This is a genomic window from Paraburkholderia sp. EG287B (assembly GCF_040965595.1).
GTDB lineage: Bacteria > Pseudomonadota > Gammaproteobacteria > Burkholderiales > Burkholderiaceae > Paraburkholderia.
Genome location: NZ_JBFRCG010000002.1, coordinates 401,510 through 425,435 on the forward strand (window position 1 = coordinate 401,510; position 23,926 = coordinate 425,435).

At 65.7% G+C, this 23,926-nt stretch carries 25 protein-coding genes; 4 read left to right on the top strand and 21 right to left on the bottom strand.

What is annotated here, in order from left to right:
- The first annotated feature begins 69 nt into the window (after positions 1-69).
- From earP to AB4Y40_RS04560, 4 genes are all read left to right on the top strand, one after another.
- Entirely contained in the window at positions 70-1,254 is a 1,185-nt protein-coding gene (gene earP, locus AB4Y40_RS04545; protein ID WP_368686603.1) for an elongation factor P maturation arginine rhamnosyltransferase EarP, read from the top strand.
- 165 nt (positions 1,255-1,419) lie between these two features.
- Positions 1,420-1,977, top strand: coding sequence for an elongation factor P (gene efp / locus AB4Y40_RS04550; protein WP_133183590.1), 558 nt, complete (start codon positions 1,420-1,422; stop codon positions 1,975-1,977).
- 307 nt (positions 1,978-2,284) lie between these two features.
- Positions 2,285-2,494: a CsbD family protein gene (locus AB4Y40_RS04555; protein ID WP_368686604.1), complete on the top strand. Its 210-nt coding sequence runs from the start codon at positions 2,285-2,287 to the stop codon at positions 2,492-2,494.
- 337 nt (positions 2,495-2,831) lie between these two features.
- Entirely contained in the window at positions 2,832-4,217 is a 1,386-nt protein-coding gene (locus tag AB4Y40_RS04560) for a sigma-54 dependent transcriptional regulator (RefSeq protein WP_342921866.1), read from the top strand.
- Positions 4,218-4,307: 90 nt separating this feature from the next.
- On the opposite strand, the gene nagZ is transcribed toward AB4Y40_RS04560, so the two are convergent.
- The 21 genes from nagZ to rpmF all read right to left on the bottom strand — a co-directional run bounded on the left by nagZ (position 4,308) and on the right by rpmF (position 23,897).
- Positions 4,308-5,348, bottom strand: a complete 1,041-nt coding sequence (nagZ, locus tag AB4Y40_RS04565; RefSeq protein WP_368686605.1) for a beta-N-acetylhexosaminidase — start codon at positions 5,346-5,348, stop codon at positions 4,308-4,310.
- Positions 5,349-5,392: 44 nt separating this feature from the next.
- Positions 5,393-5,791 (bottom strand): holo-ACP synthase, encoded by a 399-nt coding sequence (gene acpS, locus AB4Y40_RS04570; protein WP_368686606.1) that lies wholly within the window; start codon positions 5,789-5,791, stop codon positions 5,393-5,395.
- Between the two features lie 55 nt (positions 5,792-5,846).
- A complete protein-coding gene (pdxJ, locus tag AB4Y40_RS04575) occupies positions 5,847-6,611 on the bottom strand; it encodes a pyridoxine 5'-phosphate synthase (protein WP_368686607.1) in 765 nt (254 codons plus the stop codon).
- Entirely contained in the window at positions 6,608-7,621 is a 1,014-nt protein-coding gene (recO, locus tag AB4Y40_RS04580) for a DNA repair protein RecO (protein ID WP_368686608.1), read from the bottom strand. The genes pdxJ and recO overlap by 4 nt, the downstream gene beginning before the upstream one ends.
- Before the next feature lie 18 nt (positions 7,622-7,639).
- Positions 7,640-8,545 (bottom strand): GTPase Era, encoded by a 906-nt coding sequence (gene era / locus AB4Y40_RS04585; protein WP_368686609.1) that lies wholly within the window; start codon positions 8,543-8,545, stop codon positions 7,640-7,642.
- 54 nt (positions 8,546-8,599) lie between these two features.
- Positions 8,600-9,769, bottom strand: a complete 1,170-nt coding sequence (gene rnc / locus AB4Y40_RS04590; RefSeq protein ID WP_368686610.1) for a ribonuclease III — start codon at positions 9,767-9,769, stop codon at positions 8,600-8,602.
- Positions 9,770-9,989: 220 nt separating this feature from the next.
- Positions 9,990-10,886, bottom strand: a complete 897-nt coding sequence (gene lepB / locus AB4Y40_RS04595; RefSeq protein WP_069262567.1) for a signal peptidase I — start codon at positions 10,884-10,886, stop codon at positions 9,990-9,992.
- A gap of 35 nt (positions 10,887-10,921) precedes the next feature.
- Positions 10,922-12,715 carry a translation elongation factor 4 gene (lepA, locus tag AB4Y40_RS04600; protein ID WP_368686611.1) on the bottom strand — a complete coding sequence of 598 codons (1,794 nt, stop codon included), beginning with the start codon at positions 12,713-12,715 and terminating at the stop codon, positions 10,922-10,924.
- A gap of 151 nt (positions 12,716-12,866) precedes the next feature.
- Positions 12,867-13,190, bottom strand: a complete 324-nt coding sequence (locus tag AB4Y40_RS04605) for a glutaredoxin family protein (RefSeq protein WP_368686612.1) — start codon at positions 13,188-13,190, stop codon at positions 12,867-12,869.
- Between the two features lie 17 nt (positions 13,191-13,207).
- Positions 13,208-14,737 carry a DegQ family serine endoprotease gene (locus AB4Y40_RS04610; protein WP_368686613.1) on the bottom strand — a complete coding sequence of 510 codons (1,530 nt, stop codon included), beginning with the start codon at positions 14,735-14,737 and terminating at the stop codon, positions 13,208-13,210.
- A 24-nt stretch (positions 14,738-14,761) separates the two neighbouring features.
- Positions 14,762-15,823, bottom strand: a complete 1,062-nt coding sequence (locus tag AB4Y40_RS04615; protein WP_368686725.1) for a MucB/RseB C-terminal domain-containing protein — start codon at positions 15,821-15,823, stop codon at positions 14,762-14,764.
- Between the two features lie 5 nt (positions 15,824-15,828).
- Entirely contained in the window at positions 15,829-16,470 is a 642-nt protein-coding gene (locus AB4Y40_RS04620) for a sigma-E factor negative regulatory protein (RefSeq protein ID WP_368686614.1), read from the bottom strand.
- A 90-nt stretch (positions 16,471-16,560) separates the two neighbouring features.
- The gene (gene rpoE / locus AB4Y40_RS04625; RefSeq protein WP_027795258.1) at positions 16,561-17,160 is read right to left on the bottom strand and encodes an RNA polymerase sigma factor RpoE; all 600 of its coding nucleotides are present in this window, start codon (positions 17,158-17,160) and stop codon (positions 16,561-16,563) included.
- 113 nt (positions 17,161-17,273) lie between these two features.
- Complete coding sequence (locus AB4Y40_RS04630) at positions 17,274-17,771, bottom strand: protein YgfX (protein WP_368686615.1); 498 nt, start codon at positions 17,769-17,771, stop codon at positions 17,274-17,276.
- The gene (gene fabF / locus AB4Y40_RS04635) at positions 17,768-19,009 is read right to left on the bottom strand and encodes a beta-ketoacyl-ACP synthase II (protein WP_254354937.1); all 1,242 of its coding nucleotides are present in this window, start codon (positions 19,007-19,009) and stop codon (positions 17,768-17,770) included. The genes AB4Y40_RS04630 and fabF overlap by 4 nt, the downstream gene beginning before the upstream one ends.
- Positions 19,010-19,200: 191 nt before the next feature.
- Positions 19,201-19,440 carry an acyl carrier protein gene (gene acpP, locus AB4Y40_RS04640; RefSeq protein WP_004197638.1) on the bottom strand — a complete coding sequence of 80 codons (240 nt, stop codon included), beginning with the start codon at positions 19,438-19,440 and terminating at the stop codon, positions 19,201-19,203.
- A 167-nt stretch (positions 19,441-19,607) separates the two neighbouring features.
- Complete coding sequence (fabG, locus tag AB4Y40_RS04645; protein WP_368604846.1) at positions 19,608-20,357, bottom strand: 3-oxoacyl-ACP reductase FabG; 750 nt, start codon at positions 20,355-20,357, stop codon at positions 19,608-19,610.
- 34 nt (positions 20,358-20,391) lie between these two features.
- Entirely contained in the window at positions 20,392-21,330 is a 939-nt protein-coding gene (gene fabD / locus AB4Y40_RS04650) for an ACP S-malonyltransferase (protein WP_368686616.1), read from the bottom strand.
- Positions 21,331-21,454: 124 nt separating this feature from the next.
- Positions 21,455-22,444, bottom strand: a complete 990-nt coding sequence (locus AB4Y40_RS04655) for a beta-ketoacyl-ACP synthase III (protein WP_368686617.1) — start codon at positions 22,442-22,444, stop codon at positions 21,455-21,457.
- A complete protein-coding gene (gene plsX, locus AB4Y40_RS04660) occupies positions 22,444-23,583 on the bottom strand; it encodes a phosphate acyltransferase PlsX (RefSeq protein ID WP_069262574.1) in 1,140 nt (379 codons plus the stop codon). Before plsX ends, AB4Y40_RS04655 begins: the two co-directional genes overlap by 1 nt.
- A 134-nt stretch (positions 23,584-23,717) precedes the next feature.
- Entirely contained in the window at positions 23,718-23,897 is a 180-nt protein-coding gene (rpmF, locus tag AB4Y40_RS04665) for a 50S ribosomal protein L32 (RefSeq protein ID WP_018441573.1), read from the bottom strand.
- Positions 23,898-23,926: the final 29 nt, after the last annotated feature.

The following is a 23,926-nucleotide window of genomic DNA, read 5'->3' on the forward strand; positions in this document are numbered from 1 at the left end:
CCTGCCGGCCGGGCGTTCCCCACCCGCTTGCAGCATGGCGGTCCTGATTCTCCGCGTCGTCCGCCACCCATGACAGAAGCCCCCACGCCCACCACCGCCAGCGCTAGCGCCATTGCCTGCGACCTCTTTTGCGCCGTCATCGACAATTTCGGCGACATCGGCGTGTGCTGGCGGCTCGCGCGCCAGCTCGCGCACGAGCACGGCTGGCAGGTGCGCCTCTTCGTCGACGACCTGCACGCGTTCCAGCAGCTCTGCCCCGCGCTCGACCCGGGCCGCGCCACGCAAGCGGTCGAGGGCGTAGTGATCGAACACTGGCACGCGCCCGAGCATGCGGGCGACACGCTGCAGATCGCCGATGTCGTGATCGAGGCGTTCGCGTGCGAGCTGCCGGGCGTCTATGTCGCGGCGATGGCCGGGCGGGCGCGCAAGCCCGTCTGGCTCAACCTCGAATATCTGAGCGCCGAGGACTGGGTCGCCGACTTTCATCTGCGGCCCTCGCCGCACCCGCGCTACGCGCTCGCCAAGCACTTCTTCTTTCCCGGCCTCGGCCCCGGCACGGGGGGCGTGCTCAAGGAGCGCACGCTCGATGGCGGGCGCGCGGACTTCGAGCGCTCGCCCGACGAGCGTGACGCATGGTGGCAGCGCGCCACGGGCGGCCCGCCGCCCGGGCCGGACGCCACCGTGATCTCGCTGTTCGCCTATGAGAACCCCGCCGTCGACCCGCTGCTCGAGCAATGGCGCGACGGCGCGAAGCCGGTGGTCCTGCTCGTGCCGGAGGGCCGCATCTCTGGCGCGCTCGCGCGTTTTTTCGGGCAGCCGGCATTCGGTGCAGGCTCGCAGGCCACGCGCGGCGCGCTGCGCGCGCACGCGTTGGCGTTCACCGAGCAGCGCGGTTACGACCCCCTGCTGTGGGCAAGCGACCTCAACTTCGTGCGCGGCGAGGACTCGTTCGTGCGCGCGCAATGGGCCGCGCGACCGTTCGTGTGGCACATCTATCCGCAAGCCGACGACGCCCATCTGCCGAAGCTCGACGCCGCGCTCGCGCACTACGGCCGCACGCTGCCGAAGGCGCCGCGCGCCGCGCTCGAACGCTTCTGGCATGCATGGAATGGCCGCGGCACGCCGGACTGGGCCGATTTTGCGCAGCATCTGCCGGTCTACACGGCGCGTGCCGACGCCTGGGCGGCCGAGCTCGGGCAGGTTGGCGATCTCGCCGGAAATCTCGCCGAATTCGCAAAAAGTCAGTTAAAATAAGCGGTTATCCGACGGCAGCCGTCTCAAGCGCTTCGAGTTCCGCGCCCTCCATCGTGCACGCATGAAAGAGGGTCGCAGCAACTGCAGCAGCAACCGAATCCGCTTGCGACGTTTGCCGTCGAGCACACTCGAAGCTACTCAATCTGGACAGGACAGTTTTTTACTATGAAGACCGCACAGGAACTCCGCGTCGGCAACGTCGTGATGATCGGTAACGACGCAATGGTCGTGCAGAAGGCCGAATACAACAAATCGGGCCGCAACTCCGCCGTCGTGAAGATGAAGTTCAAGAACCTGCTGACCGGCGCGGGCATGGAAACCGTGTACAAGGCGGACGACAAGTTCGACGTCGTCGTGCTGGATCGCAAGGAAGTGACGTACTCGTACTTCGCCGACCCGATGTACGTGTTCATGGACGCCGACTACAACCAGTTCGAAGTCGAAGGCGAGATGATGGGCGACGCCCTGAACTACCTCGAAGACGGCATGGCCTGCGAAGTCGTGTTCTACAACGAGAAGGCCATCTCGGTCGAACTGCCGACCGTGCTGGTGCGCGAGATCATCTACACGGAACCGGCCGTCAAGGGCGACACGTCGTCGGGCAAGGTCCTGAAGACCGCCAAGCTGAACACCGGTTTTGAGCTGCAAGTGCCGCTCTTCTGCAACATCGGCGACAAGATCGAAATCGACACGCGTACGAACGAGTACCGCAGCCGCGCCTAAAAGCAGCCTGAACGCAGCGTCAGGCCAACAAGGCGCCCGCCCGCCGCCCCGGCGGCAAAAGGCGGACACCGCGATGAAAGCGCCCCCTCGGGGCGCTTTTTCTTTTTTTGCCGAACGTGTATGTTTGAGAGTGCTACGGAAAACCTTACCGGTTATGCGCAATGGATTGCGTGCTTGCCGCCTTCAGCGGGCAAGCGGCCAAGCAAGCGCGGCGCGCACCGGTCAAAGTGACTCCCGCGGCACGGTTTCTGCTGTGGGGTGAGAGAGCATGCGTACCACGCTCTTTCCCCTTATCAGGAGAAACACAATGAACAACGACATTGCCGAAGGCAAGTGGAAGCAGATGATCGGCAAGGCCAAAGCGGCATGGGGCGAGTTGACGGACGACGAACTCGCAAAGGCCGAAGGCCGTGCGGATCGGCTCGCCGGGCTTATCCAGGAACGTTACGGCAAGACGCGTGACGAGGCAGAACTGGAAGTGCGCCGCTGGTTCGACGCGCACCGGCCACGCGACTGACGCACCGTCCACGGCATGGCCGGTGCGGTGGTCGCCCACTTGCAGGCAAACAGGGGGTTGCACGCATGCCAAAGCGCCTCGCGCTTCGGGCTTGCGCTGCTGCTCGGCCCCGCCGGCGGTTCACTGCCCGGCAACGCCGTCGCGCCCCCGTTCTGGCGCAGCACAACTGGGAGGACCGGAACTGAACACCCTGCTACGAGACATCTCCGTGATCTCGGTGAAATCTTTCGCATCGTGCCGCGCTCCCGCGCGCCGCGCGGTTGCCTGCCGGGGCGCGTGCGCGACCCCGCGCGCGCAGCGCCGGCGCGACTGCGCTCATCCGTAAGCCGCTACCGCCATGCCACACGCCCTGATTGTCGAAGACGATCCCAATAGCCTGTCAGGTCTCTCTGCGATCCTGTCGGCCGACGGGTTCTCCGTCGACACCGCTGCCACCCTCGCCGAAGCGCGCGCCGCCCTAGCGCGCTTCATCCCCGACGTCGTACTCGTCGACCTGAACCTGCCCGATGGCGGCGGCCTCGAGTTGCTGCCGCATTTGCCCGCGCAGCCGCCAGGCGGCGCGCTGCCCGTGATCGTGATGACCGGCAACGCCACGGTCGAAAGCGCGATCGAAGGCCTGCGCCACGGCATCTGGGACTATCTGCTCAAGCCCGTCAACATTCCGCGCCTGCGCAGCCTGCTCGCGCGCATTCCGCGTCCTTACGAGCTGACCGAGGAAGTCCGCGCGCTGCGCGCCACGCTGCGCAAGATGGGCCACTTCGGGCCGATGCTCGGGCGCAGCAGTGCGATCCAGCATGTCTACGACACGCTCGAACAGCTCGCGCCCACCGAAGCGGCGCTGCTCGTGCACGGCGAAGCCGGCACGGGCAAGGAAGTCGCGGCGCGTACGCTGCACCAGCTGAGCCGCCGCCGCAAGGGGCCCTTCATCGTGTGCGACGCGCGCTCGCTCGTGGCCGAGGCGGCCGCGGGCCGGCCGCTGGCGAGCGTGCTGTTCGGCCACGAGCGCGGCGCGTTCAGCGGCGCGGAACAGCGCGAGCCGGGTCTCGTCGATCAGGCGAGCGGCGGCACGCTCTTCATCGACGAGCTGACCGACCTGCCGCGCGAGCAGCAGGAAACGCTGCTGCGCGCGCTCGATTCGCAGACCTTCATGCGCGTGGGCGGCAACAGCGAGGTGGGCACCGATTTCCGCCTGATCGCGGCAACCCGCGCGAACCCGCGCGAGGCCGTCCAGCAGGGCGCGCTGCACGACGATCTGTGGCTGCGCCTCGACGCCGCGGCGATCCAGCTGCCACCGCTGCGAGAGCGCGACGACGACGCCGCCCTGCTCGCGCTCGCGTGCATCGACGAACTCAATCAGGAGGCCCAGGCGCACGGTCTGGCCGGCGCGACGCGGCTCGTCGCGCCCTCGTTCATCCGCGAGTGCCTCGCGTATGACTGGCCCGGCAACGTGCGCGAACTGCACGAACGCGTGAGGCGCGCGTGGCACGCCTCGGGCGAGGTGCTGGAAACGCTGCAGGCGGAGGAAAGCAGCGGCGCGGGCCCGCGCGAGATGAACGGCGGCCGCGTGCAGGTCACCGTGGGCACGCCGCTCGCCGACGTGGAGGAAATGCTGATCCGCGCGACGCTCGACGCCGTGGGCGGCACGCGGCACCGCGCCGCGTCGCTGCTCGGCATCAGCCCCAAGACGCTCTACAACAAGCTCCAGCGCATGCGGCTGAACTGAACCGGCAAAGCGCACGCACGTTGTAAAAAGGCTGCCCTTCGTTTCCGAAGGACAGCCTTTTTTCATTGCGCCGATGCGGCAGTCAGGGCGTCAGGGCAATACGCTGCGCAGCAATGCCTGCGCCTCGATGTACCCCGGGTCCGCCACCATCCTGTCCCAGCGCTGCGCCTTGCCGCGCGCGCGCATGCGCCTGATGCGCAGGCCCGAAGCCTTGGATGCGCGGCGCGGCTCAATGGTGCGCAACGCGTCGAGCACCTTTTCGGCCTCGTGCGGCTGATTGCAGATCAGCACCATGTCGCAACCCGCCTCGAGCGCGGCGCGCGCGCCCTCGGTGAGCGTACCGCCCTGGCGCGCGGCCTCCATCGAGAGGTCGTCGCTGAAGATCGCGCCCGTGAAGCGCAGGCGCTTGCGCAACACTTCCTCGACCCAGATGCGCGAAAAGCCCGCGGGCTTCGAGTCGACTTTCGGATAAATCACGTGCCCCGGCATCACCGCTGTGAGCGACAGACCGAGCCAGTCGTAAGGCTGCGCGTCTTCGCCGAGGATCGCTTCGAGCGGACGCTCGTCGACGGGCACCGCGACGTGCGAGTCCGCCGTCACGAAGCCATGCCCCGGAAAATGCTTGCCGCAATTGGCCATGCCCGCAAGCGATAGCCCGTGATTGAGACTCTTGGCGAGCAGCGTGACGACGCGCGGATCGCGATGGAACGCGCGATCGCCCACCACCTTCGACTGGCCGTAGCCGAGATCGAGCACCGGCGTGAACGAGAGATCGATGCCGCACGCGCGCAGCTCGCTCGCGAGGATATAGCCCACTGCCGTCGCGAGCTTGGTGGCGAGCAGCACGTCCTTGTCCCACAGCGCGCCGAGGCGCCCCATGGCCGGCAGCACGGTGAAGCCGTCGGTGCGAAAGCGCTGCACGCGGCCGCCTTCATGGTCGACGGCGATCAGCAGGTCCTCGCGCACCGAGCGGATGGCGTCGGTCAGCGCGACGAGCTGCGCGCGGTTCTCGTAGTGCCGCGCGAACAGGATCACGCCGCCGGTCATCGGGTGCGCGAGGCGGCGCACATCGTCGTCGTTCAGCGTGGTGCCGACCACGTCGAGCATTACTGGCCCGGGATTGTTCTTCATCGATGAGTTTTGCGTAGATGCCGCGCAACGCACGGCGATGGATATCAGCCGTTGATTTCCGCCACCACGAACGACACCGCGTAGTCATGCTCGTCGGTGATGCTCACGCGCGCCGTGATACTGCGTTCATCGAGCCACCGCGCGAGTTCGCCCGAAGCGACGATCACCGGACGGCCGCCCGGCTCGTTGAGGGTCTGCATGGCGCGCCAGGTCATCGGCATGCGCATGCCGAGGCCGATCGCTTTCGAGAACGCCTCTTTCGCGGAGAACCGCGTGCACAGATACGCGAGGCCCCGCGCCGCCGAGCGCGCCTTGCGCGCCTCGTAGACGGCGAGTTCGTCCGGGCCGAGCACGCGCGGCGCGAAGCGCCCGTTGGTGCGCTCCATGACTGCCGCCACGCGGCTCACCTGGATGATGTCGGTGCCGATACCGTAGATCGCCATGAGACTCCCGTCGATGTCTGTCGATTGCGCGCGGCGCGATGGCGCGGGGTAGCAGTCAGCCGCGCGTGCCGAGGCGCGCCGCCACCATGATCGCCTTCATTTCGCGCACCGCGTTTTCCCAACCCGCGAAAATTGCGTGCGCCACGATCGCGTGGCCGATGTTCAGCTCGACGATGCCGTCGATGGCCGCGATCTGCTGCACGTTCGTGTAGTGCAGACCGTGGCCGGCGTTCACCTTCAACCCGAGGCTGTTGCCGCAGCTCACGCCGGTGACCACGCGCTCGTATTCGCGCGCCTGCTCGCCGGCGTCGTGTGCCTCGGCGTAGCGGCCCGTGTGCAGCTCGATCACGGGCGCGCCCGTTTCGTGCGCCGCGCGGATCTGCGTTTCGTCCGGGTCGATGAAAAGCGAGACGCGGCAGCCCGCATCGGCAAGCTGACGGCAGGCGGCGGCGACGGCGTCGAAGTGGCCCGCGACGTCGAGGCCGCCTTCGGTCGTGAGCTCCGCGCGCTTTTCGGGCACGAGGCAAACGTCGTGCGGTTTGATCTCGCACGCGATGTCGAGCATCTCGGACGTCACCGCGCATTCGAGGTTCATGCGCGTTTTCAGCTGCGGACGCAGCGCGCGCACGTCGGCGTCGACGATATGGCGGCGATCCTCGCGCAGATGCAGCGTGATCGCGTCGGCGCCCGCCTCTTCGGCGAGGAGCGCCGCGCGGATCGGATCGGGATAAGCGGTGCCGCGCGCGTTGCGCAGCGTGGCGACGTGGTCGATGTTCACACCGAGGTCGATCACGTTGGGCGAAGTGAGAAAGAAGCTCATAGGTTCTGCAAGTCGATCAGAATCTGGCGCGTCGCGAGCGGCGTGCCGCCAAGGTACGTGTTCAGCAGGAAGCGCATGAGCGCCTTGCTCTGCGCAACCGTCTGGGGTCGATGGTAATCGTCCTCTTCCATGTCGAGCAACGTCTGGCCCGAAAGCCGGGGCCATTGGGAAGGCCATTCGTCCGACGCCTCGCGCACGCCGCGTTCCGGATCGAACACGTAGCGCCCTTCGGCCACGACGGTCTTGCGGTTCACGGTGCGGTTGAGCGCGAGCGCATAGCCCGCCTCGCGCAGCAGCACGCGCTCGAACGAGCGCAGCACCTGCACGGGCGGCTCGTCGTGCGCGAGGCGCGTGAGCGTCACGACGTAGTGGCGAAAGAGTTCGGGGTGCGGGTCTTCGCGCGCGATGAACTTCACGAGCAGTTCGTTCACATAGAAGCCGCACAGCAGCGCGTCGCCGGTCAGCGGCAACATGCCGCCGACCCACTCGGCGCCCGTGAGCGTGCGCACCTCGCCCTTGCCGGTCCACGAAAGCGCGAGCGGCTGGAAGGTTTGCAGCACGCCGCGCAACGCCGAATGCGGTCGCTTCGCGCCCTTCGCGACGAGTGCCACGCGGCCGTGATCGCGCGAGAGCACATCGATGATGAGGCTCGTCTCGCGGTACGGATAGCTGTGGAGCACGAAAGCCGGCTGCTCGGCGATGCGGTAATCGGGGGTCGTGCTGCGTGACGCGCGCGGCAATTGCGAGCGCGCGGTGGTCTTGCGGCCGTTGCGCGGTTCGGCACGGCCTTCGAGCGTGGCGTCGGCGCCTTCGGTCATCGCGTTGCGCGTGGCGGCGCCTTTCGTCGCCTTCGTGCTGCGCGTGCTCGTCGTGCCTTGGGTGCCTTTCGCGGGCGAGCGACGCGCGCTGCGGGAACCGGTCGGTTCGTCCGCAGCGATTGCCTCGTCGGCCTGCGCGTCCTCGTGCGCGGGCCAGTCGTCGTGCAGGGTTCCGGCTGCGCCGTCACTCATACGCGGTGCCCGTCGTGCTTACTCGTAACCGTAGGCGCGCAGCCCGGCTTCGTTGTCGGCCCAGCCGCTCTTCACCTTCACGAAGGTTTCGAGGTACACGGGACCGTCGAACAGCTTCTCCATGTCGAGTCGCGCCTCGGTGCTGATCTGCTTGAGCTTCGCGCCCTTCTGGCCGATCACCATCGCCTTCTGCGTGTCGCGCTCGACGAGAATCGTCGCGAAGACGCGGCGCAGCCGCCCTTCCTGCTCGAACTTGTCGATCAGCACCGTGCTCGTGTACGGCAGTTCGTCGCCGGTCCAGCGGAACACTTTCTCGCGCAGGATTTCGGCAGCGAGGAAGCGCTCGCTGCGATCGGTGAGGTCGTCCTCGCCGTAGATCGGCTCGCCTTCGGGCAGATACGGCTTGAGCGTCGCGAGCAGGCGCTTGATGTCGTCCGGATTATTTGCCGAAAGCGGCACGATCTCGCGGAACTCGCGCAGGCCCTGCACCTGCTGGATGAACGGATACAGCGTGCCCTTGTCGGTCACGCGGTCGATCTTGTTGGCGATCAGGAGCGTGGGCGCGTTCGGGGGAATCAGGTCGAGCACTTTCTGGTCGTCGGGACCGAACTTGCCGGCCTCGATCACGAACAGCACGGCATCGACCGAACTGAGCGTGGAGGTCACCGCGCGGTTCAGCGAGCGGTTGAGCGCCGTGCTGTGGCGCGTCTGGAAGCCGGGCGTGTCGACGAAGATGTACTGCGCGTCGTCGATCGTGTTGATGCCGGTGATGCGATGGCGCGTGGTCTGCGCCTTGCGCGAAGTGATGCTGATCTTCTGGCCGACCAGCGCGTTCATCAGCGTCGATTTGCCGACGTTCGGACGGCCGACGATCGCGACCATGCCGCAACGGAAACCGGCAGGAGTGGAGGTGGGAGCGTTCATGATCGGACCGGAATAGAAAAACGGGAGGCGCGCTCGCGGCGCGCCTCGGTGGAATCAGTGGCCGGCATCGGCCGCGCGCACGGGAATGGCCGTCGTGGCTTCGGCATGCGTCTGGGCATCGGTGTTCGCGCTGCCGGTCGTTGCGGTTTGCACGCGCTCGACGGTGCGCAACGCCGCTTCGGCTTTCACCGCGGCCGAGCGGTGGCCGATGGCGCCGGCGCTCGGTACGGCGTCGAAGCCCGTGGCTTTGTCGGCAGGCTTGTCGCTGGCCTTCTCTGCACCGCGTTCGGCCTTTTCCACGGGCTTTTCAGCCGGTTTGTCCTTCTCCGCCGGACGCTCCTGGACGTGCGCCGCGCGTATCACCGCGAGCGGCGCGCCTTCGGCTGCCGCGGTTTGCGCCGCACGCTCGCTACGCGCCGAAGCGCGCTCGCGGCGCTCCGGCGAGCGCAAATCGAGGGCGCCCTGCACACCTGTCACGCCGGGGACGACCTCAGGCTCCGGTTTGGGAGCACGCGCGCCCTTCGAGCGGCGCGGCTTCGCAACCAGCGCGGGCGCCGCCGCCATAACCTCGTCGAGCGCCTTCTTCGCCGCGGCCTGCTCCGCCGCGCGACGGCTCGCGCCCGAACCCGACACCTTCACGTCGAGCTTCGGCACCGTGCATTCGACTTCGAACTGCTGATTGTGCGCCGCACCATGCGTCGCGACGACCGTGTAGGTCGGCAAGGCGATCTTGTGACCCTGCAGGTATTCCTGCAGCAGCGTCTTGGAATCCTTGCCGAGCGTGCGCGGATCGATGTGATCGAGGATCGGCACGTAGAGGCGCTTGATGACCGTCTGGGCGGCGTCGAAGCCGCCGTCGAGGAAGATCGCCCCGAAGATCGCCTCCAGCGCGTCGGCGAGGATCGACGGGCGGCGGAAGCCGCCGCTGCGCAACTCGCCTTCGCCGAGGCGCAGGCCGTCGGCAATATTGAGGGCCTGAGCGATCTCGTAGAGCGACTGCTGCTTGACCAGGTTCGCGCGCACGCGCGAGAGGTCGCCTTCGTCCAGCTTGCCAAAACGTTGGAACAATAGGGCAGCCACCGCGCAATTCAGAACCGAATCACCGAGGAATTCGAGGCGTTCGTTATGCGTGGCACTGTGACTGCGGTGGGTTAAAGCCTGGCGCAGCAATTCCGCATTGCGAAATTCGTAGCGCAAACGGCTTTCCAACGGAGATTGGGGCATGGGGAGAGTATAACGCGCCCGCCGCCCCCGGCGAAAACAGGGGGCGGCGGGCGAAAAACCGTGACGAAGCGACGTTACCGGGGATTCTTCAAGTAGCGCGCGAAGATGCAATGCGCGTGATGCGAGTGAGTCTCGGGTTCGCGCATACGCTTTTCGTTGCTGCTTCTAATGCTTCTTCGCGCGCGTGCTCGACGTGCATCGCACGTCGAGCCAACACGAATTACTCGAACGAACCGATGCGACGCAGGTTGCTGAAGTTCATCCAGATGAAGAACGCGCGGCCCACGATGTTCGCGTCGGGCACGAAACCCCAGTAGCGGCTGTCCGCGCTGTTGTCGCGGTTATCGCCCATCATGAAGTAATGGCCCGCCGGCACCTTGCAGATCACGCCGCGCGCGTTGTACTGGCAGTTGTCGCGATACGGATAGTCCTCTGCGCCCACGATGAACGGCGGCACCGCGGGGTTGTTGAGGATGTTGTTCTTGCGGCCGCTGCCGAGGTCTTCCGTGAACTGCTTCGCATAGCCGATGCGCTCTTCGTCGAAGAAGTCGCCCTGCGGCACTTCCGGCACCGGCTTGCCGTTGATCGTGAGCTGCTTGTCCTGATAGGAAACCACGTCGCCCGGCAGGCCGATCACACGCTTGATGTAGTCGACCGACTCGTCCTTCGGATAGCGGAACACGACCACGTCGCCGCGCTCGAGCGGGCGGCCCTGGGTGATCTTCGTGTTCGTGATCGGCAGGCGGATGCCGTAGTCGAACTTGTTCACGAGGATGAAGTCCCCCACGAGCAGCGTGGGCACCATCGAACCCGACGGAATCTTGAACGGCTCGACGACGAACGAGCGTACGAGGAACACGATCAGGATGACGGGGAAGAAGCTCGCCGTGTACTCGAGCCACCACGGCTGGCGCAGCTTGTCGTTGCGCAGGTTCTGACGCGTGACGGGCGCGTTTTCATCGGCGAAGCGCTCGCCCACCCGTTCCTGCTGACGGTCGAACTCCGCGACCGCCGCATCGGCGGCGAGGCGCCGGCGCGGCATGAACACCAGTTTGTCTGCAACCCACGCAACGCCCGTCAAGATGACGAGCACAAAGAGTATCAGCGCAAAATTCATGTAGAGAGATCCGTTGTCCGGCTTATTTGCGTTACTTATTTATCTTCGACACGAAGGATGGCGAGGAAGGCCTCCTGCGGAATCTCGACCGAGCCGACCTGCTTCATCCGCTTCTTGCCTTCCTTCTGCTTTTCGAGCAGCTTCTTCTTACGCGTGATGTCGCCGCCGTAGCACTTGGCCAGCACGTTCTTGCGCAGCGCCTTGATGTTCTCGCGCGCGATGATGTGCGCCCCGATCGCGGCCTGAATGGCCACGTCATACATCTGGCGCGGAATGATCTCGCGCATCTTCGCCGCGACTTCGCGGCCGCGATACTGCGACTGCGAACGGTGGACGATGATGGACAGCGCATCGACCTTGTCGCCGTTGATCAGCATGTCGACCTTCACGACGTCGGAGGTGCGGTACTCCTTGAACTCGTAGTCCATCGACGCGTAACCGCGCGACACCGACTTCAGACGGTCGAAGAAGTCGAGCACGATTTCCGCCATCGGAATTTCGTAGGTGAGCTGCACCTGGCGGCCGTGGTACTGCATGTTGATCTGGTTGCCGCGCTTTTGCGTACAGAGCGTGATGACCGAACCCACGTACTCTTGCGGCATGTACAGGTTCACCGTCACGATCGGCTCGCGGACCTCGGCAATCTTCGAGGGCTCCGGCATCTTCGCCGGGTTCTCGACCTTGATCGTGCTGCCGTCCGCCTGCACGACTTCGTACACCACGGTCGGCGCCGTAGTGATGAGGTCCATGTCGAACTCGCGCTCGAGTCGCTCCTGCACGATTTCCATGTGCAGGAGGCCGAGGAAGCCGCAACGGAAGCCGAAGCCCAGCGCCTGCGAAACTTCCGGCTCGTATTGCAACGAGGCGTCGTTGAGCTTGAGCTTTTCGAGCGATTCGCGCAGCGCGTCGTACTGGTTCGCCTCGACCGGATAGAGGCCCGCGAACACCTGCGGCTTCACTTCCTTGAAACCCGGCAGCGGCTCGGCTGCAGGCTTCGTCGCGAGCGTGACGGTGTCGCCCACCTTGGTCGCGGCGAGTTCCTTGATGCCGGCGATGATGAAGCCCACCTGCCCCGCCGAAAGCTGCTCGAGGTTGCGCGACTTGGGCGAGAACACGCCGACGTGCTCGACCGGATACTGCGCGCCGGTGGCCATCAGCTTGATCTTGTCCTTCGGACGCAGCGTACCGTTGACGATACGCACAAGCATCACCACGCCCACGTAGTTGTCGAACCACGAGTCGATGATGAGCGCCTGCAGCGGCGCTTCCGGATCGCCCTCGGGCGGCGGCACCTTGGCGATGAGCGCTTCGAGCACGTCTTCCACGCCGAGGCCGGTCTTCGCGCTGCAGCGCGTGGCGTCGGTGGCGTCGATGCCGATCACGTCCTCGATCTCTTCGATCGCGTTCTCGGGGTTGGCCGCGGGCAGGTCGATCTTGTTGAGCACCGGCACGACTTCCACGCCGAGTTCGATCGCGGTGTAGCAGTTCGCCACCGTCTGCGCCTCGACGCCCTGGCTCGCGTCCACCACGAGCAACGCGCCCTCGCACGCGGAGAGCGAGCGGCTCACCTCGTAGGAGAAGTCGACGTGCCCGGGCGTGTCGATCAGGTTCAGGTTGTAGACCTTGCCGTCACGCGCCTTGTACGAGAGCGCAGCCGTCTGCGCCTTGATGGTGATGCCGCGCTCGCGCTCGAGATCCATCGAGTCGAGCACCTGCGATTCCATTTCGCGGTCGGACAAGCCGCCGCACAGCTGGATGATGCGATCGGCGAGCGTCGACTTGCCATGGTCGATGTGCGCAATGATCGAGAAGTTACGAATATGATCCATTCAGTGCCGATCAAGCGAAAAAGGCGCGCCCCAACGAAAGCTGGACACGCCTCGTAAACAGATGAAAAACCGGACTATTTTAGCCGAAAAGGGGTCCCACGGGCGAACCATCCGGTGATGTAACGGATGGGTCACGCCCTGCGCACGCGTTTCACGCACCGCCGGGCGGCGCCGGCGGCACGCTCGGTGCGTCGGCGCCCAAGCCCAGCGTAGCGCGCACGCGTGCTTCGTCGAGATGGTAGTGACACAGCTCGATGCCGTCGCAAAGGAGCACCGGCACGAGCTCGTCGTAACGCGCCAGGAGTGCGGGGTCGGAATCGACATCGACGACGTCGAGCCGCGCGCCCGCCGCGGCGGCGAGCGGCTCGAGCGCCACGCGCATCTCCTCGCACAGGTGACACCACGCGCGCCCGTAGAGCACGAGGTGCGCGCTCGCCCGTTCGAGCGCGCCCGGCGCCTCCGACTCAGACCGCATGGGCGTGCGCATCGGCGTTACTTCTGCCCCGGCGCGCGCGGGCGCAACGGCACGAACTGCGTGTTGTCGCCGCGACGCACGAGCACCGCGACCGTCTTCTGCGGGTCGAGATGCGCCGTCACCTCCTGGAACTGCTTTGCGCTGGTGATGTCCGTGTCGCCCACGCGCAGGATGATGTCGCCCTTCTGCAGGCCGGCGCGCTGTGCCGGGCCATCGACCGAGTCCACCATCGCGCCGCCCTTGATCTTGAGCTGGGCGAGCTGGTCGGCGGGAATGTCGACCACCGCGATACCGAGCGCGTTCATCGCGCGCGGCTTGGGCTCGGGCGCCTTTTTCTGGTCCGCCTTCGCGTTCTTGTCGGTCTGCATCTCGGCGATCGTGATCGGCAGATCGCGCGTTGCGCCCTTGCGCCAGATCGTCACGGTCGCCTTGGTGCCCGGCTTCGTGTCGCCGACCATGCGCGGCAGGTCGGTCGCGGCGTCGACGCTCGCGCCGTTGAACTTCAGGATGATGTCGCCCGGCTGGATGCCCGCCTTGTCGGCCGGGCCGCCCGGCTCGACGCTGGAAACCAGCGCGCCTTGCGCCTTGGGCAAACCGAGCGAGTCGGCCACGTCCTTCGTCACCTCGCCGATGGCCACGGCAATGCGGCCGCGCGTGACCTTGCCCGTGGACTTGAGCTGATCCGCCACGCGCATCGCTTCGTCGATCGGAATCGCGAACGAGATGCCCATGAAGCCGCCCGTGCGGCTATAGATCTGCGAGTTGATGCCGATCACCTCGCCCTGCATGTTGATGAGCGGACCGCCCGAGTTGCCGGGGTTCACGGCCACGTCGGTCTGGATGAACGGCAAATAGTCGCCCGTGTCGCGCCCCTTCGCGCTGACGATGCCCGCCGTCACGGTGTTCTCGAGGCCGAACGGCGAACCGATCGCCACGACCCACTCGCCCACGCGCACCTTGTTCGAGTCGCCCATCGTCACGGCCGGCAGATTGGCGGCCTGGATCTTCACCACGGCGACGTCCGTGCGGTCGTCCACGCCGATCAGCTTCGCCTTGAATTCGCGCTTGTCGGTGAGCGTCACGTAGATGCTGTCCGCGTCGTCCACGACGTGCGCGTTGGTCATCACGTAGCCGTCGCTCGAGAGGATGAAACCCGAGCCGACGCCGCTGTTCTGTTCGGTGTCGTTGCCGCTGTCCGGGCCGGAGTCCGAACCGCCGCCCGGGCTTCCGCCCTGGCTTCCGCCCTGGCTGCCACCCTGACCGCCGCCCTGCCCACCCTGCGGCCCTTGCGGGAGCGGGATGCCGAAGAAGCGGCGGAAGAATTCCGACATGTCGCCCTGATCCATGCCCGGCGGCAGACCGCGCTGAGCCGAGGAGATACGCGTCGTGGTGCGGATATTGACGACCGACGGCCCCACTTTGTCCACGAGGTCGGCGAAGTCGGGCAGGTTGGCAGCCGGCGCCGCCGATGCCACGTGCGGTGCGAACGGCAGGCACGCCGCCACGACCGCGGCCGCGAAGAATTTGCGCAGCGGGAGAATCGTCATATCGAAGTCAGCCGAAGGAAGGAGTTACCTGGGAGCCTTGTATTCTATGGCAGACGCAAACTGCTGCAACGTGGTCTGGGGCACTTCGCCAAGCAACGTGATGAAGTAATCGCCGTTGCGCTTCACGAGCACGTGGGTCGCGCCACTGCTGCCCGAGCCTTCCTTGCGACTGTTGTTCTTGACCGGTTCGATAAACACCGAAAGCGTGGAGAGTCCGTCAGAGAATACCGCCTGATCGACCGGGATGGGCGGATCGCTCGCGTCGCGCGCCGCCATCGGCCGGCGCACTTCGCGAATCTTCTGGAAGCCCGGCGCGGCCTGCCCAAACGACCAGCCCTGCGCCTCGATGTCGATCGGCTGAAGCGGCGGGCGCACGACGTTCCAGCCCTCGATATTGCGCATGCCGTTGACGATCGGCGTCTTGTCGACGGGACCGCCGATGCGCACCTGCGTGAACGCGAGCTGCTGGAGCACCTGCCCATTCGACGGGTCGAGCATCTGCGAGCGCAGCAGCAGACCGGTTTTCGCGTCCGCCCACAGCTTGTAGGCGAAGCGGAAGTTGTCTTTCGGGTCGAGCTGGATCACCTGACTGTCGAGGCCGGCCACCCGGTCGTTGGCGAGCATCTTCGGCTCGTAGACGCCCAGCACCTGGTCGCCGCTCGTGGAAAGCAGCGCCGGGAAAGCGTCCTTGTTCTGGCGCTTTTCGACGACGAGCAGCTTGCGCTCGGGCACGAAGGTATAGAGATCGTCGTTGTGGCGCAGCATCGTGCGCGGCTTGCCGTCGAGGCTTTCGAGCTTTTCGAACTCGCCGTCCTGCTTCGAGGCGTAATGCGTGATGCGCGAGGACTGCACGAACTCGCCGCGCTGGTAGACGAAGGTGCCTTCGTAACTTTGCTGCTGGGCGGCCTGCTGGATGCGGTCGAGCAGCTGTGCCGCGCTCTGGCGCGTGGCGGCATCGGCCGCCGACGCGCCTTGCGCGTGGGCACGCGGGGCGACAGACAGAGCGGTGAACATCACGGCTGCGCAGCACAGGAATGCCGGCAACCGCCCCCAGATTGTCTTTTTATTCAACCGCAATGTCTGCATCAAACTTATTGGCCTTGCGTGGTAAGAGCGGCTGAACGGATGTACGGCATGGAATCCGAAATGACCGGCTGCTGCGCGAACTGCTGGTGCGCCTGGAGATATTCGTCGAGGCGCGCGTCGCGGATGATGTTGCCGTCCTGAGCGCCCGCCACAGGCGCCGGCGTGGTGTTCATCGCCAAGCGCTGCACGCCGTCGCCCTGCGACTGCACAGCGGCGATTTGCGGCGCGCCGGCCATGCCCACACCGCGCATTTGCGGCATGACGATCCAGGTGAGCGTGGCGGCCGCGGCGGCCACGGCCAGCGACGGCATCACGCGGCGGCGCAACGCCAGAATGCGGCCCACGCGCTCATTGCGGCCAGCCTGCGCCTGCGGCAGCGCGGCCGGCGCGAGCAGATGCGGCTCCGCTTCGAAGCGCGCCGCGAAACCCGTCATGAAGGCGCGGCTCGCGGCCTGGCTGAGGGCCAGATCGTCGGAACGCAGCACGTCGCCGATCAGGTGGTACTCCGACCAGGCTGCGCGCCCTTCGCCGTCGAGTTCCAGAAAATTTCCGTTCAGATGCTCCTGCGCCGACGCTTCACCGTCGACGAAGGCGGACAGACGCTCGCCGCGCGAGCTTGATACCGATTGCATCGAGACCGAACCCATGATGCTCCCCATTCCCTAACAGACGTCCCTGTGACACCAACTCATTCTGGTGAATCGCGTCGCCGCCCGGGGCGAAGCTGGTTCTTCTTCTTACCAGCGCTTGCCTTCCGGAGTGTCCAGCAGCGGACGCAATTTTGCCGCAATGGCTTCCCGAGCGCGGAAAATTCTCGATCTGACGGTCCCGATCGGGCACCCCATCATTTCGGCGATTTCCTCGTAGCTTAGGCCTTCTATTTCCCGAAGCGTAATGGCGGTACGCAGCTCTTCCGGTAAAACCGCCATCGCAGCATTGACCGTCTGTGCGATCTGCTTGCTCATCAACATCGACTCGGGCGTATTGATATCCCTTAGTTGATCGGCGTCCGAGAAAGTTTCCGCTTCTTCAGCATCTGCCTCGGTAGAAGTCGGCGCGCGTCTTCCCTGGGTCGCAAGGTAGTTCTTCGCCGTATTGACAGCAATCCGGTACAACCACGTATAGAAAGCCGATTCGCCACGAAACTGCGGTAGTGCGCGGTAAGCCTTGATAAAGGCGTCCTGGGCCACGTCCTCGACCTCGGCGGGGTCCCGCACGAGGCGCGAGATCAGCCGGATGATCTTGCGGTGGTATTTCGAGACCAGGAGCTCGAACGCGGCCTTGTCGCCTTTTTGCACGCGCTCGACCAGAACCTGATCAATTTCTTTTTCGCTCACCTGAGAAATCCGTTAGCACATGAAGTAGACGTGGGGGCACCATTGTAGCGTCCTCGCCACGGTCTCACGTTACGCGAGTAACAGCGGTTACAAGCTTTACAGCGAAGGGAAGCTCAGCGGCCGGCCGCGCTGCGCGCGCGCACGGCGAGTGTGCGGAAGACTTCTGCCGGAACGGCGTCGGCGGCAACGAGAATCGTCGTGCGGCGTGCGCCCTGCTCCACGACGAGCGCGAGCAGCCACGCGCCCCATTGCGACGCGCCGGCAAGTCGCCCGGCTGCGAGGCAGGCACCGTCGCGCGACCAGGCCGCGAGAAAATCTGACCCGATTTCGAGGAAGGCCGGCTGCTTGCGTCGCCACGCCGCAGCCGCGAGGCCGCCGGTCGCCAGGAACGCCAGCGTGGCGGGCAACGCTTGCCAGACGCCGGACCAGGGTGCGAGCGTCGTGTAGACGGCGGCCGCGGCCACGCCGAGACCCGCGGCAACGAGCAGTTGCAGCGCAAGCGATGGACGCAGGGAAAGCAGCGGCGCGCCCGCGCGCCGCGAGGGGAATGCAGGAGGAACGCGGCCGGCCGAAGCATTCGGCGCGGCCGCTGTCTCGTCGTGCAGGATCAAGCGTGGCGCTTGAAGACGAGCGTGCCGTTGGTGCCGCCGAACCCGAACGAGTTCTTCAGCGCGACGTCGATCTTCATGTCCCGCGCGGTATTCGCGCAGTAGTCCAGGTCGCATGCCGGATCCTGGTTGAAGATGTTGATCGTCGGCGGCGACACCTGGTTGTGCACGGCGAGCACGGTGAACACCGACTCGAGGCCGCCCGCGCCACCCAGCAGGTGGCCCGTCATCGACTTGGTCGAGTTCACGACGATGTCCTTCGCATGGTCGCCGAAGGCGCGCTTGATCGCCGTGGTTTCCGCGAGGTCGCCGAGCGGCGTGGAGGTGCCGTGCGCGCTCAGCCAGTTCACTTCGCTGGTGTTGACGCCCGCGTTCTTCATCGCGGCGATCATGCAGCGGCGTGCGCCGTCGCCGTCTTCGAGCGGCGCGGTCATGTGATACGCATCGCCGCTCATGCCGTAGCCGCCGATTTCCGCGTAGATCTTCGCGCCGCGCGCCTTCGCGTGTTCGTACTCTTCGAGCACCATCACGCCCGCGCCTTCGCCGAGCACGAAGCCGTCACGGTCCTTGTCCCATGGACGGCTGGCCGTCGCCGGATCGTCGTTGCGCTGCGACAGCGCGCGCGCTGCCGCGAAGCCGCCGATGCCGAGCGGCGAGACGGTCGATTCCGCGCCGCCCGCGATCATCACGTCGCAGTCGCCGTATTCGATCAGACGCGACGCTTCGCCGATGCAGTGCAGGCCGGTCGTGCAGGCCGTGACCATCGCCAGATTCGGGCCCTTGAGGCCGTACTTGATCGACAGATGGCCCGAGATCATGTTGATGATCGAGGCCGGCACGAAGAACGGCGAGATGCGGCGCGGGCCGCGGTTGAGCAGCTCGGTTTGCGTGACTTCGATCATCGGCAGACCGCCGATGCCCGAGCCGACGTTCACGCCGATCCGTTCCGCGTTCGCTTCGGTGACTTCGAGACCGCTGTCCTGGATCGCCTGCATGCCCGCCGCGATGCCGTAATGGATGAACGTATCCATATGGCGCGCTTCTTTCGCCGGCATGTAGTCTTCGACGTTGAAGCCCTTCACTTCGCCGGCAAAGCGGGTCGAGAAGTTCGTAGCGTCGAACTTCGTGATGTTGGCGATGCCGGACTTCCCGGCGACCAGATTGGCCCAGCCGTCGGCAACATTATTGCCAACAGGCGAAATCAGCCCCAGGCCTGTAACAACAACTCGACGACGGCTCACGGTAACCCCTTATCCATAGATGACAAAAACAAAAGCCACAGAGGCCACAGGAAATGCTCCTGTGAGCCCTGTGGCTAGTTGACCGGCAGATGCCCCGCAGCGAGTGCGGCAGGCGTACGCGGTTTCACGGGCAAGCGTCCTCGCGGGCCGCCAGCGCACTGCGTTGCGCGGCCCAGGCGGGAATCTGGCGCTTAGGCCTTGACGTTCGCGCGAGCGTAGTCGATCGCTTGCTGAACCGTCGTGATCTTCTCGGCTTCCTCGTCCGGGATTTCCATGCCGAACTCGTCTTCGAGAGCCATGACCAGTTCGACGGTGTCGAGCGAGTCGGCGCCCAGATCGTTCACGAACGAAGCTTCGTTCTTGATTTCAGCTTCGGCGACGCCCAGTTGCTCGGCGACGATCTTCTTGACGCGCTGTTCGATGTTGTCCATTACCCCTCCAAGGGAAAAAAGTTAGCTCATGAATGCGAGTGCGCGCATTTTATCAGGTTTGACCTGGCTGAAAAGCGGCGCTCAAGGTTCCGGAAGGCTATCCGCGACGGCGCTTGCGCAATGTTCTGCATCAAGCGCATCAAGGCGCGGATAGTACCTGAATCCGGTTAAGACATATACATGCCGCCGTTCACGTGCAACGTCGTGCCCGTGATGTAGGCCGCCTGCGGCGACGCGAGGAACGCGACCGCATGCGCGATGTCGTCCGGGCTGCCGAGGCGGCCCAGCGGAATCTGCTGTTTGAGGGCGGCCTGCTGCTCCGCCGGCAGGTCCTTCGTCATGTCGGTGTCGATGAAACCGGGCGCGACGCAGTTCACGGTGATGCCGCGGCTGCCGATCTCGCGTGCGAGCGCGCGCGTCATGCCCGCCACGCCGGCCTTGGCGGCGGCGTAGTTGGCCTGGCCCGGGTTGCCCGACGAGCCCACCACCGAGGTGATGTTGATGATGCGGCCGCCCTTCGCCTTCATCATCGGGCGCAGCACGGCGCGCGACAGGCGGAACACCGACTTCAGGTTGGTGTCGATGACCGAGTCCCACTCGTCGTCCTTCATGCGCATCGCCAAGTTGTCCTGCGTGATGCCCGCATTATTGACGAGGATCGCAAGACCGCCGAATTCCTTGACCGTTGCGTCGATCAGCGCTTCCGCTGCAGCGGCGTCGTTCACGTTGAGCACCGCGCCGCGGCCCTTCAGGCCCGCCGCTTCGAAAGCGGCCGAGATGGCCTGCGCGCCGGCTTCGCTCGTTGCCGTACCGATCACCGTCGCGCCCTGGCGCGCCAGTTCCAGCGCGATCGCGCGGCCGATGCCGCGGGTGGCGCCGGTCACGATCGCGGCTTGATTGTCGAGAGTCTTTTCCATCGTTTGAATCCGTTAGCGGTGGTGGCGTAGGCGCTTAAGCCTTCAGAAGCGCGAGCGCTTCGTCGAGCGACTTCGGATCGAGCACCGAGGCGCCGACCAGGTTGCCGTCGATACGCCTGGTGAGGCCCGCAAGCACCTTGCCTGGACCGCATTCGACTACGTGCGTCGCGCCTTGCGCCGCGATGGCCTGCACGCACTCGACCCAGCGCACGGCGCCCGCGGCCTGGCGCACGAGCGCGTCGCGGATCTTCGCGGGGTCGGTTTCGAAAGCCACGTCGACGTTGTTCACCACGGGAATCTGCGGCGCGTTCAGCGTGACGTTCGCGAGGTAGTCGCGCAGCTGATCCGAGGCGGGCTTGAGCAGCGACGAGTGGAACGGCGCCGAAACCGGCAGCGGCAGCGCGCGCTTGGCGCCCTTTGCCTTGGCGATTTCGCAGGCCTTTTCGACCGCACCCTTGTGGCCCGCGATCACGACTTGCGCCGGCGCGTTGAAGTTCACGGCTTCGACCACGCCGCCGCTCGCAGCCGCGGCTTCCGCACAGACTGCGCGCACGGTGTCGTCGTCGAGACCGAGCACGGCGGCCATGCCGCCCTCGCCCACCGGCACCGCGCTTTGCATCGCCTGCGCGCGAAAACGCACGAGCGGCACGGCGTCGCGGAATGCGAGCACGCCGGCGGCGACCAGCGCCGTGTATTCGCCGAGGCTGTGGCCGGCGACGATAGCAGGCAGAGGACCGCCCGCCTGCTGCCACGCGCGATAGACGGCGTAAGCGGCGGTGAGCATGACCGGCTGCGTGTTGGTGGTGAGATTGAGTTCTTCGGCGGGGCCTTCGGCGATCAGCTTGCCTAGGTCCTGGCCCAGCGCGTCGGACGCTTCTTGCAGCGTCTCGCGCACGACGGCGTTATCGGCGAAGGCGTCGAGCATGCCGACGGCCTGCGACCCTTGTCCGGGAAAAACGAACGCGAATTTCATAACGTCCCCAAATTCGTTCAATACGGGTGGGCAATGCGCTCGGATGAACCGCCGCCGGCTGCGCGCGACGTGTTCGTCGTGCGCCAGGACCGGCTGCGGGAGCGCGAGAGCCCGCTCAGGATGCTTAGAAGCGGATGACGGAGGCGCCCCAGGTGAAGCCGCCGCCCACGCCTTCGATCAGCACGTTGTGGCCGCGCTTGATGCGGCCGTCGCGCACCGCAACGTCGAAGGCGAGCGGTATCGAGGCCGCCGAGGTGTTGCCATGCTCGCCCACCGTCACCACCATGCGCTCGGCGGGCAGGCCGAGCTTGCGGCAGGTGCCCTGCATGATGCGGATATTGGCCTGGTGCGGAATCAGCCAGTCGACCTGGTCGGCGGAGAGCTGCGCCTTGTCGAGCGCCTCGATCGCGACCTTTTCGAGCACGTTCACGGCCAGTTTGAACACGGCCTGGCCGTCCATGTGCAGGAACGCGTTGCCCGCGATCGCGCCGCCGTGCACGTTGCCCGGCGTGCACAGGATGTGCGCGTAGCTGCCATCGGCGTGCAGCGCGCTCGACAGCACGCCCGGTTCGCTCGACGCCTGCAGGATGATCGCGCCTGCACCGTCGCCGAACAGCACACAGGTGGTGCGATCGTTGAAATCGAGAATACGCGAGAAGGTTTCCGCGCCGACCACGAGCGCCGTGCGATGCTGGCCGCTGCGGATCAGGCTGTCGGCCACCGAAACGGCGTAGGCGAAGCCCGAGCACACGGCCTGCACGTCGAACGCCGCGCCGTGATTGCGGATGCCGAGCTTATTCTGCAAGAGGCAGGCCGTGCTCGGAAAGACGAAATCGGGCGTGGAAGTGGCGACGATGATGAGGTCGATCGACTGCGGATCGACGTCGGCGGCCGCGATCGCACGCTGCGACGCCGCAAGCGCGAGATCGCTCGTCGTGACGTCGGGCGCGGCGAAGTGGCGTGCGTGAATGCCCGTGCGGGCCACGATCCATTCGTCGCTCGTCTCGACGCCTTTTGCGGCGAGCCGTTCGGCCAGTTCCTGGTTGGTGACGCGATCAGGCGGAAGATAGCTGCCCGTGCCGATCACGCGGGAATAGAGAGTCGATTGAGCCATTATGCCTTCGAGGATGATGCGGCGCCGGGCGGTACCTCGCCCGCTGCCTGGCTGGGCGCACTGGTAGCCTGCCCCGCCTGCGCGGCTTGCACGTTCTGGGCGCCGCCGGGCTCGTCTGCCGCCTGTTCGAGCGAACCGGCGTTTTCTTCCATGGCGTGCGCGAGGCGCTCCAGCACGCCATTTTTGACGGCATCATACCCGCGATTGATCGCACACTCAAACGCGTAGGCATCGGCCGAGCCGTGGCTCTTGATGACGAGGCTCTTCAAGCCGAGCAGCGCCGCGCCGTTGTACTGGCGATGGTCGACACGTTTCTTGAAGCGCATGAGCACGGGCAGGGCGGCAATCGCCATGAGCTTGGTGAGCCACGAGCGGCCGAACTCTTCCTTGATCATGTCGTTGAGCATCTGCGCGAGGCCCTCCGACGTCTTGAGCGCGACATTCCCAACGAAACCGTCACAGACGATGACGTCGACGGTGCCCTTGTAAATGTCGTTGCCTTCGACGTTGCCGCGGAAGTTCAGCGTGCTCGCGCGCAGGAGCTCGCCCGCGCGCTTGATGGTGTCGTTGCCCTTGATGACTTCTTCGCCGATATTCAGGAGCCCGATGGTTGGGCGATCCTTGCCCTCCAGCGCCGCGACGAGCGCGTGGCCCATCTCCGCGAACTGCAGCAGGTGCTGCGGTTCGCAGTCGACGTTCGCGCCGAGGTCGAGCATCGTCGTGTAGCCGCGCGGATTCGGCAGCGCGAAGGCGATGGCCGGGCGTTCGATGCCGGGCAACGTCTTGAGCACATAGCGCGACACGGCCATCAGCGCGCCGGTGTTGCCGGCCGAGATGCAGGCTTGCGCCTCGCCCTCTTTCACGCGATTGAGCGCGACGCGCATCGACGAATCTTTTTTCTTGCGCAGGGCGACTTCGACCGGATCGTCCATTTCGACGACCTCGGTGGCGGGCACGACGGTAAGCGCGGGATGGTCCGACGCCTTCAGCTTCTTCAACTGGGCGCGAACCGCCGACTCGACGCCCACGAGCATGAGATGCGCGTCGGGGTGCGAGCGGACGAAATGGACTGCGGCAGGCACCGTCACAGACGGGCCGTGGTCGCCTCCCATGCAATCTATCGTGAGCGTAACAGTCATGGAATGCGACGGATTTCAGGCATAAAAAAGCGGCAGTTGAATGCCGCCTTTTTGCCGAGCCGAAATATGGTCAAGCGAACGGAATCGACAGATGCGGCGCCCGGTGTCAAACACCGCGCCGCATGCTGAAACGATTAGTCGTTCTTGGTCTTGACGACTTTCTTGCCGCGGTAGTAGCCGTTCGGGCTGATGTGGTGACGCAGATGCACTTCACCCGTGCTCGGCTCGACGGCCAGCGGCGCGCCCGTGAGGAAATCGTGCGAGCGGTGCATACCGCGCTTCGACGGCGACTTCTTGTTTTGTTGAACTGCCATGATAACTCCTGAAAATTTTCCGAATTCTA

Bases quoted from the DNA above. Each gene is read 5' to 3' on its own strand.
- acpP (WP_004197638.1), bottom strand. From the start codon at position 19,440: ATGGACAACATCGAACAGCGCGTCAAGAAGATCGTCGCCGAGCAACTG.
- AB4Y40_RS04655 (WP_368686617.1), bottom strand. From the start codon at position 22,444: ATGGCTCAATCGACTCTCTATTCCCGCGTGATCGGCACGGGCAGCTAT.
- rnc (WP_368686610.1), bottom strand. From the start codon at position 9,769: ATGCCCCAATCTCCGTTGGAAAGCCGTTTGCGCTACGAATTTCGCAAT.
- AB4Y40_RS04620 (WP_368686614.1), bottom strand. From the start codon at position 16,470: ATGGGTTCGGTCTCGATGCAATCGGTATCAAGCTCGCGCGGCGAGCGT.
- pdxJ (WP_368686607.1), bottom strand. From the start codon at position 6,611: ATGAGCTTCTTTCTCACTTCGCCCAACGTGATCGACCTCGGTGTGAAC.
- AB4Y40_RS04610 (WP_368686613.1), bottom strand. From the start codon at position 14,737: ATGACGATTCTCCCGCTGCGCAAATTCTTCGCGGCCGCGGTCGTGGCG.
- AB4Y40_RS04615 (WP_368686725.1), bottom strand. From the start codon at position 15,823: ATGCAGACATTGCGGTTGAATAAAAAGACAATCTGGGGGCGGTTGCCG.
- fabD (WP_368686616.1), bottom strand. From the start codon at position 21,330: ATGAAATTCGCGTTCGTTTTTCCCGGACAAGGGTCGCAGGCCGTCGGC.
- plsX (WP_069262574.1), bottom strand. From the start codon at position 23,583: ATGACTGTTACGCTCACGATAGATTGCATGGGAGGCGACCACGGCCCG.
- nagZ (WP_368686605.1), bottom strand. From the start codon at position 5,348: ATGAAGAACAATCCCGGGCCAGTAATGCTCGACGTGGTCGGCACCACG.
- efp (WP_133183590.1), top strand. From the start codon at position 1,420: ATGAAGACCGCACAGGAACTCCGCGTCGGCAACGTCGTGATGATCGGT.
- AB4Y40_RS04605 (WP_368686612.1), bottom strand. From the start codon at position 13,190: ATGCGGTCTGAGTCGGAGGCGCCGGGCGCGCTCGAACGGGCGAGCGCG.
- rpmF (WP_018441573.1), bottom strand. From the start codon at position 23,897: ATGGCAGTTCAACAAAACAAGAAGTCGCCGTCGAAGCGCGGTATGCAC.
- fabG (WP_368604846.1), bottom strand. From the start codon at position 20,357: ATGGAAAAGACTCTCGACAATCAAGCCGCGATCGTGACCGGCGCCACC.
- recO (WP_368686608.1), bottom strand. From the start codon at position 7,621: ATGAGTGACGGCGCAGCCGGAACCCTGCACGACGACTGGCCCGCGCAC.
- AB4Y40_RS04560 (WP_342921866.1), top strand. From the start codon at position 2,832: ATGCCACACGCCCTGATTGTCGAAGACGATCCCAATAGCCTGTCAGGT.
- AB4Y40_RS04555 (WP_368686604.1), top strand. From the start codon at position 2,285: ATGAACAACGACATTGCCGAAGGCAAGTGGAAGCAGATGATCGGCAAG.
- earP (WP_368686603.1), top strand. From the start codon at position 70: ATGACAGAAGCCCCCACGCCCACCACCGCCAGCGCTAGCGCCATTGCC.
- lepA (WP_368686611.1), bottom strand. From the start codon at position 12,715: ATGGATCATATTCGTAACTTCTCGATCATTGCGCACATCGACCATGGC.
- era (WP_368686609.1), bottom strand. From the start codon at position 8,545: ATGAACGCTCCCACCTCCACTCCTGCCGGTTTCCGTTGCGGCATGGTC.
- lepB (WP_069262567.1), bottom strand. From the start codon at position 10,886: ATGAATTTTGCGCTGATACTCTTTGTGCTCGTCATCTTGACGGGCGTT.
- acpS (WP_368686606.1), bottom strand. From the start codon at position 5,791: ATGGCGATCTACGGTATCGGCACCGACATCATCCAGGTGAGCCGCGTG.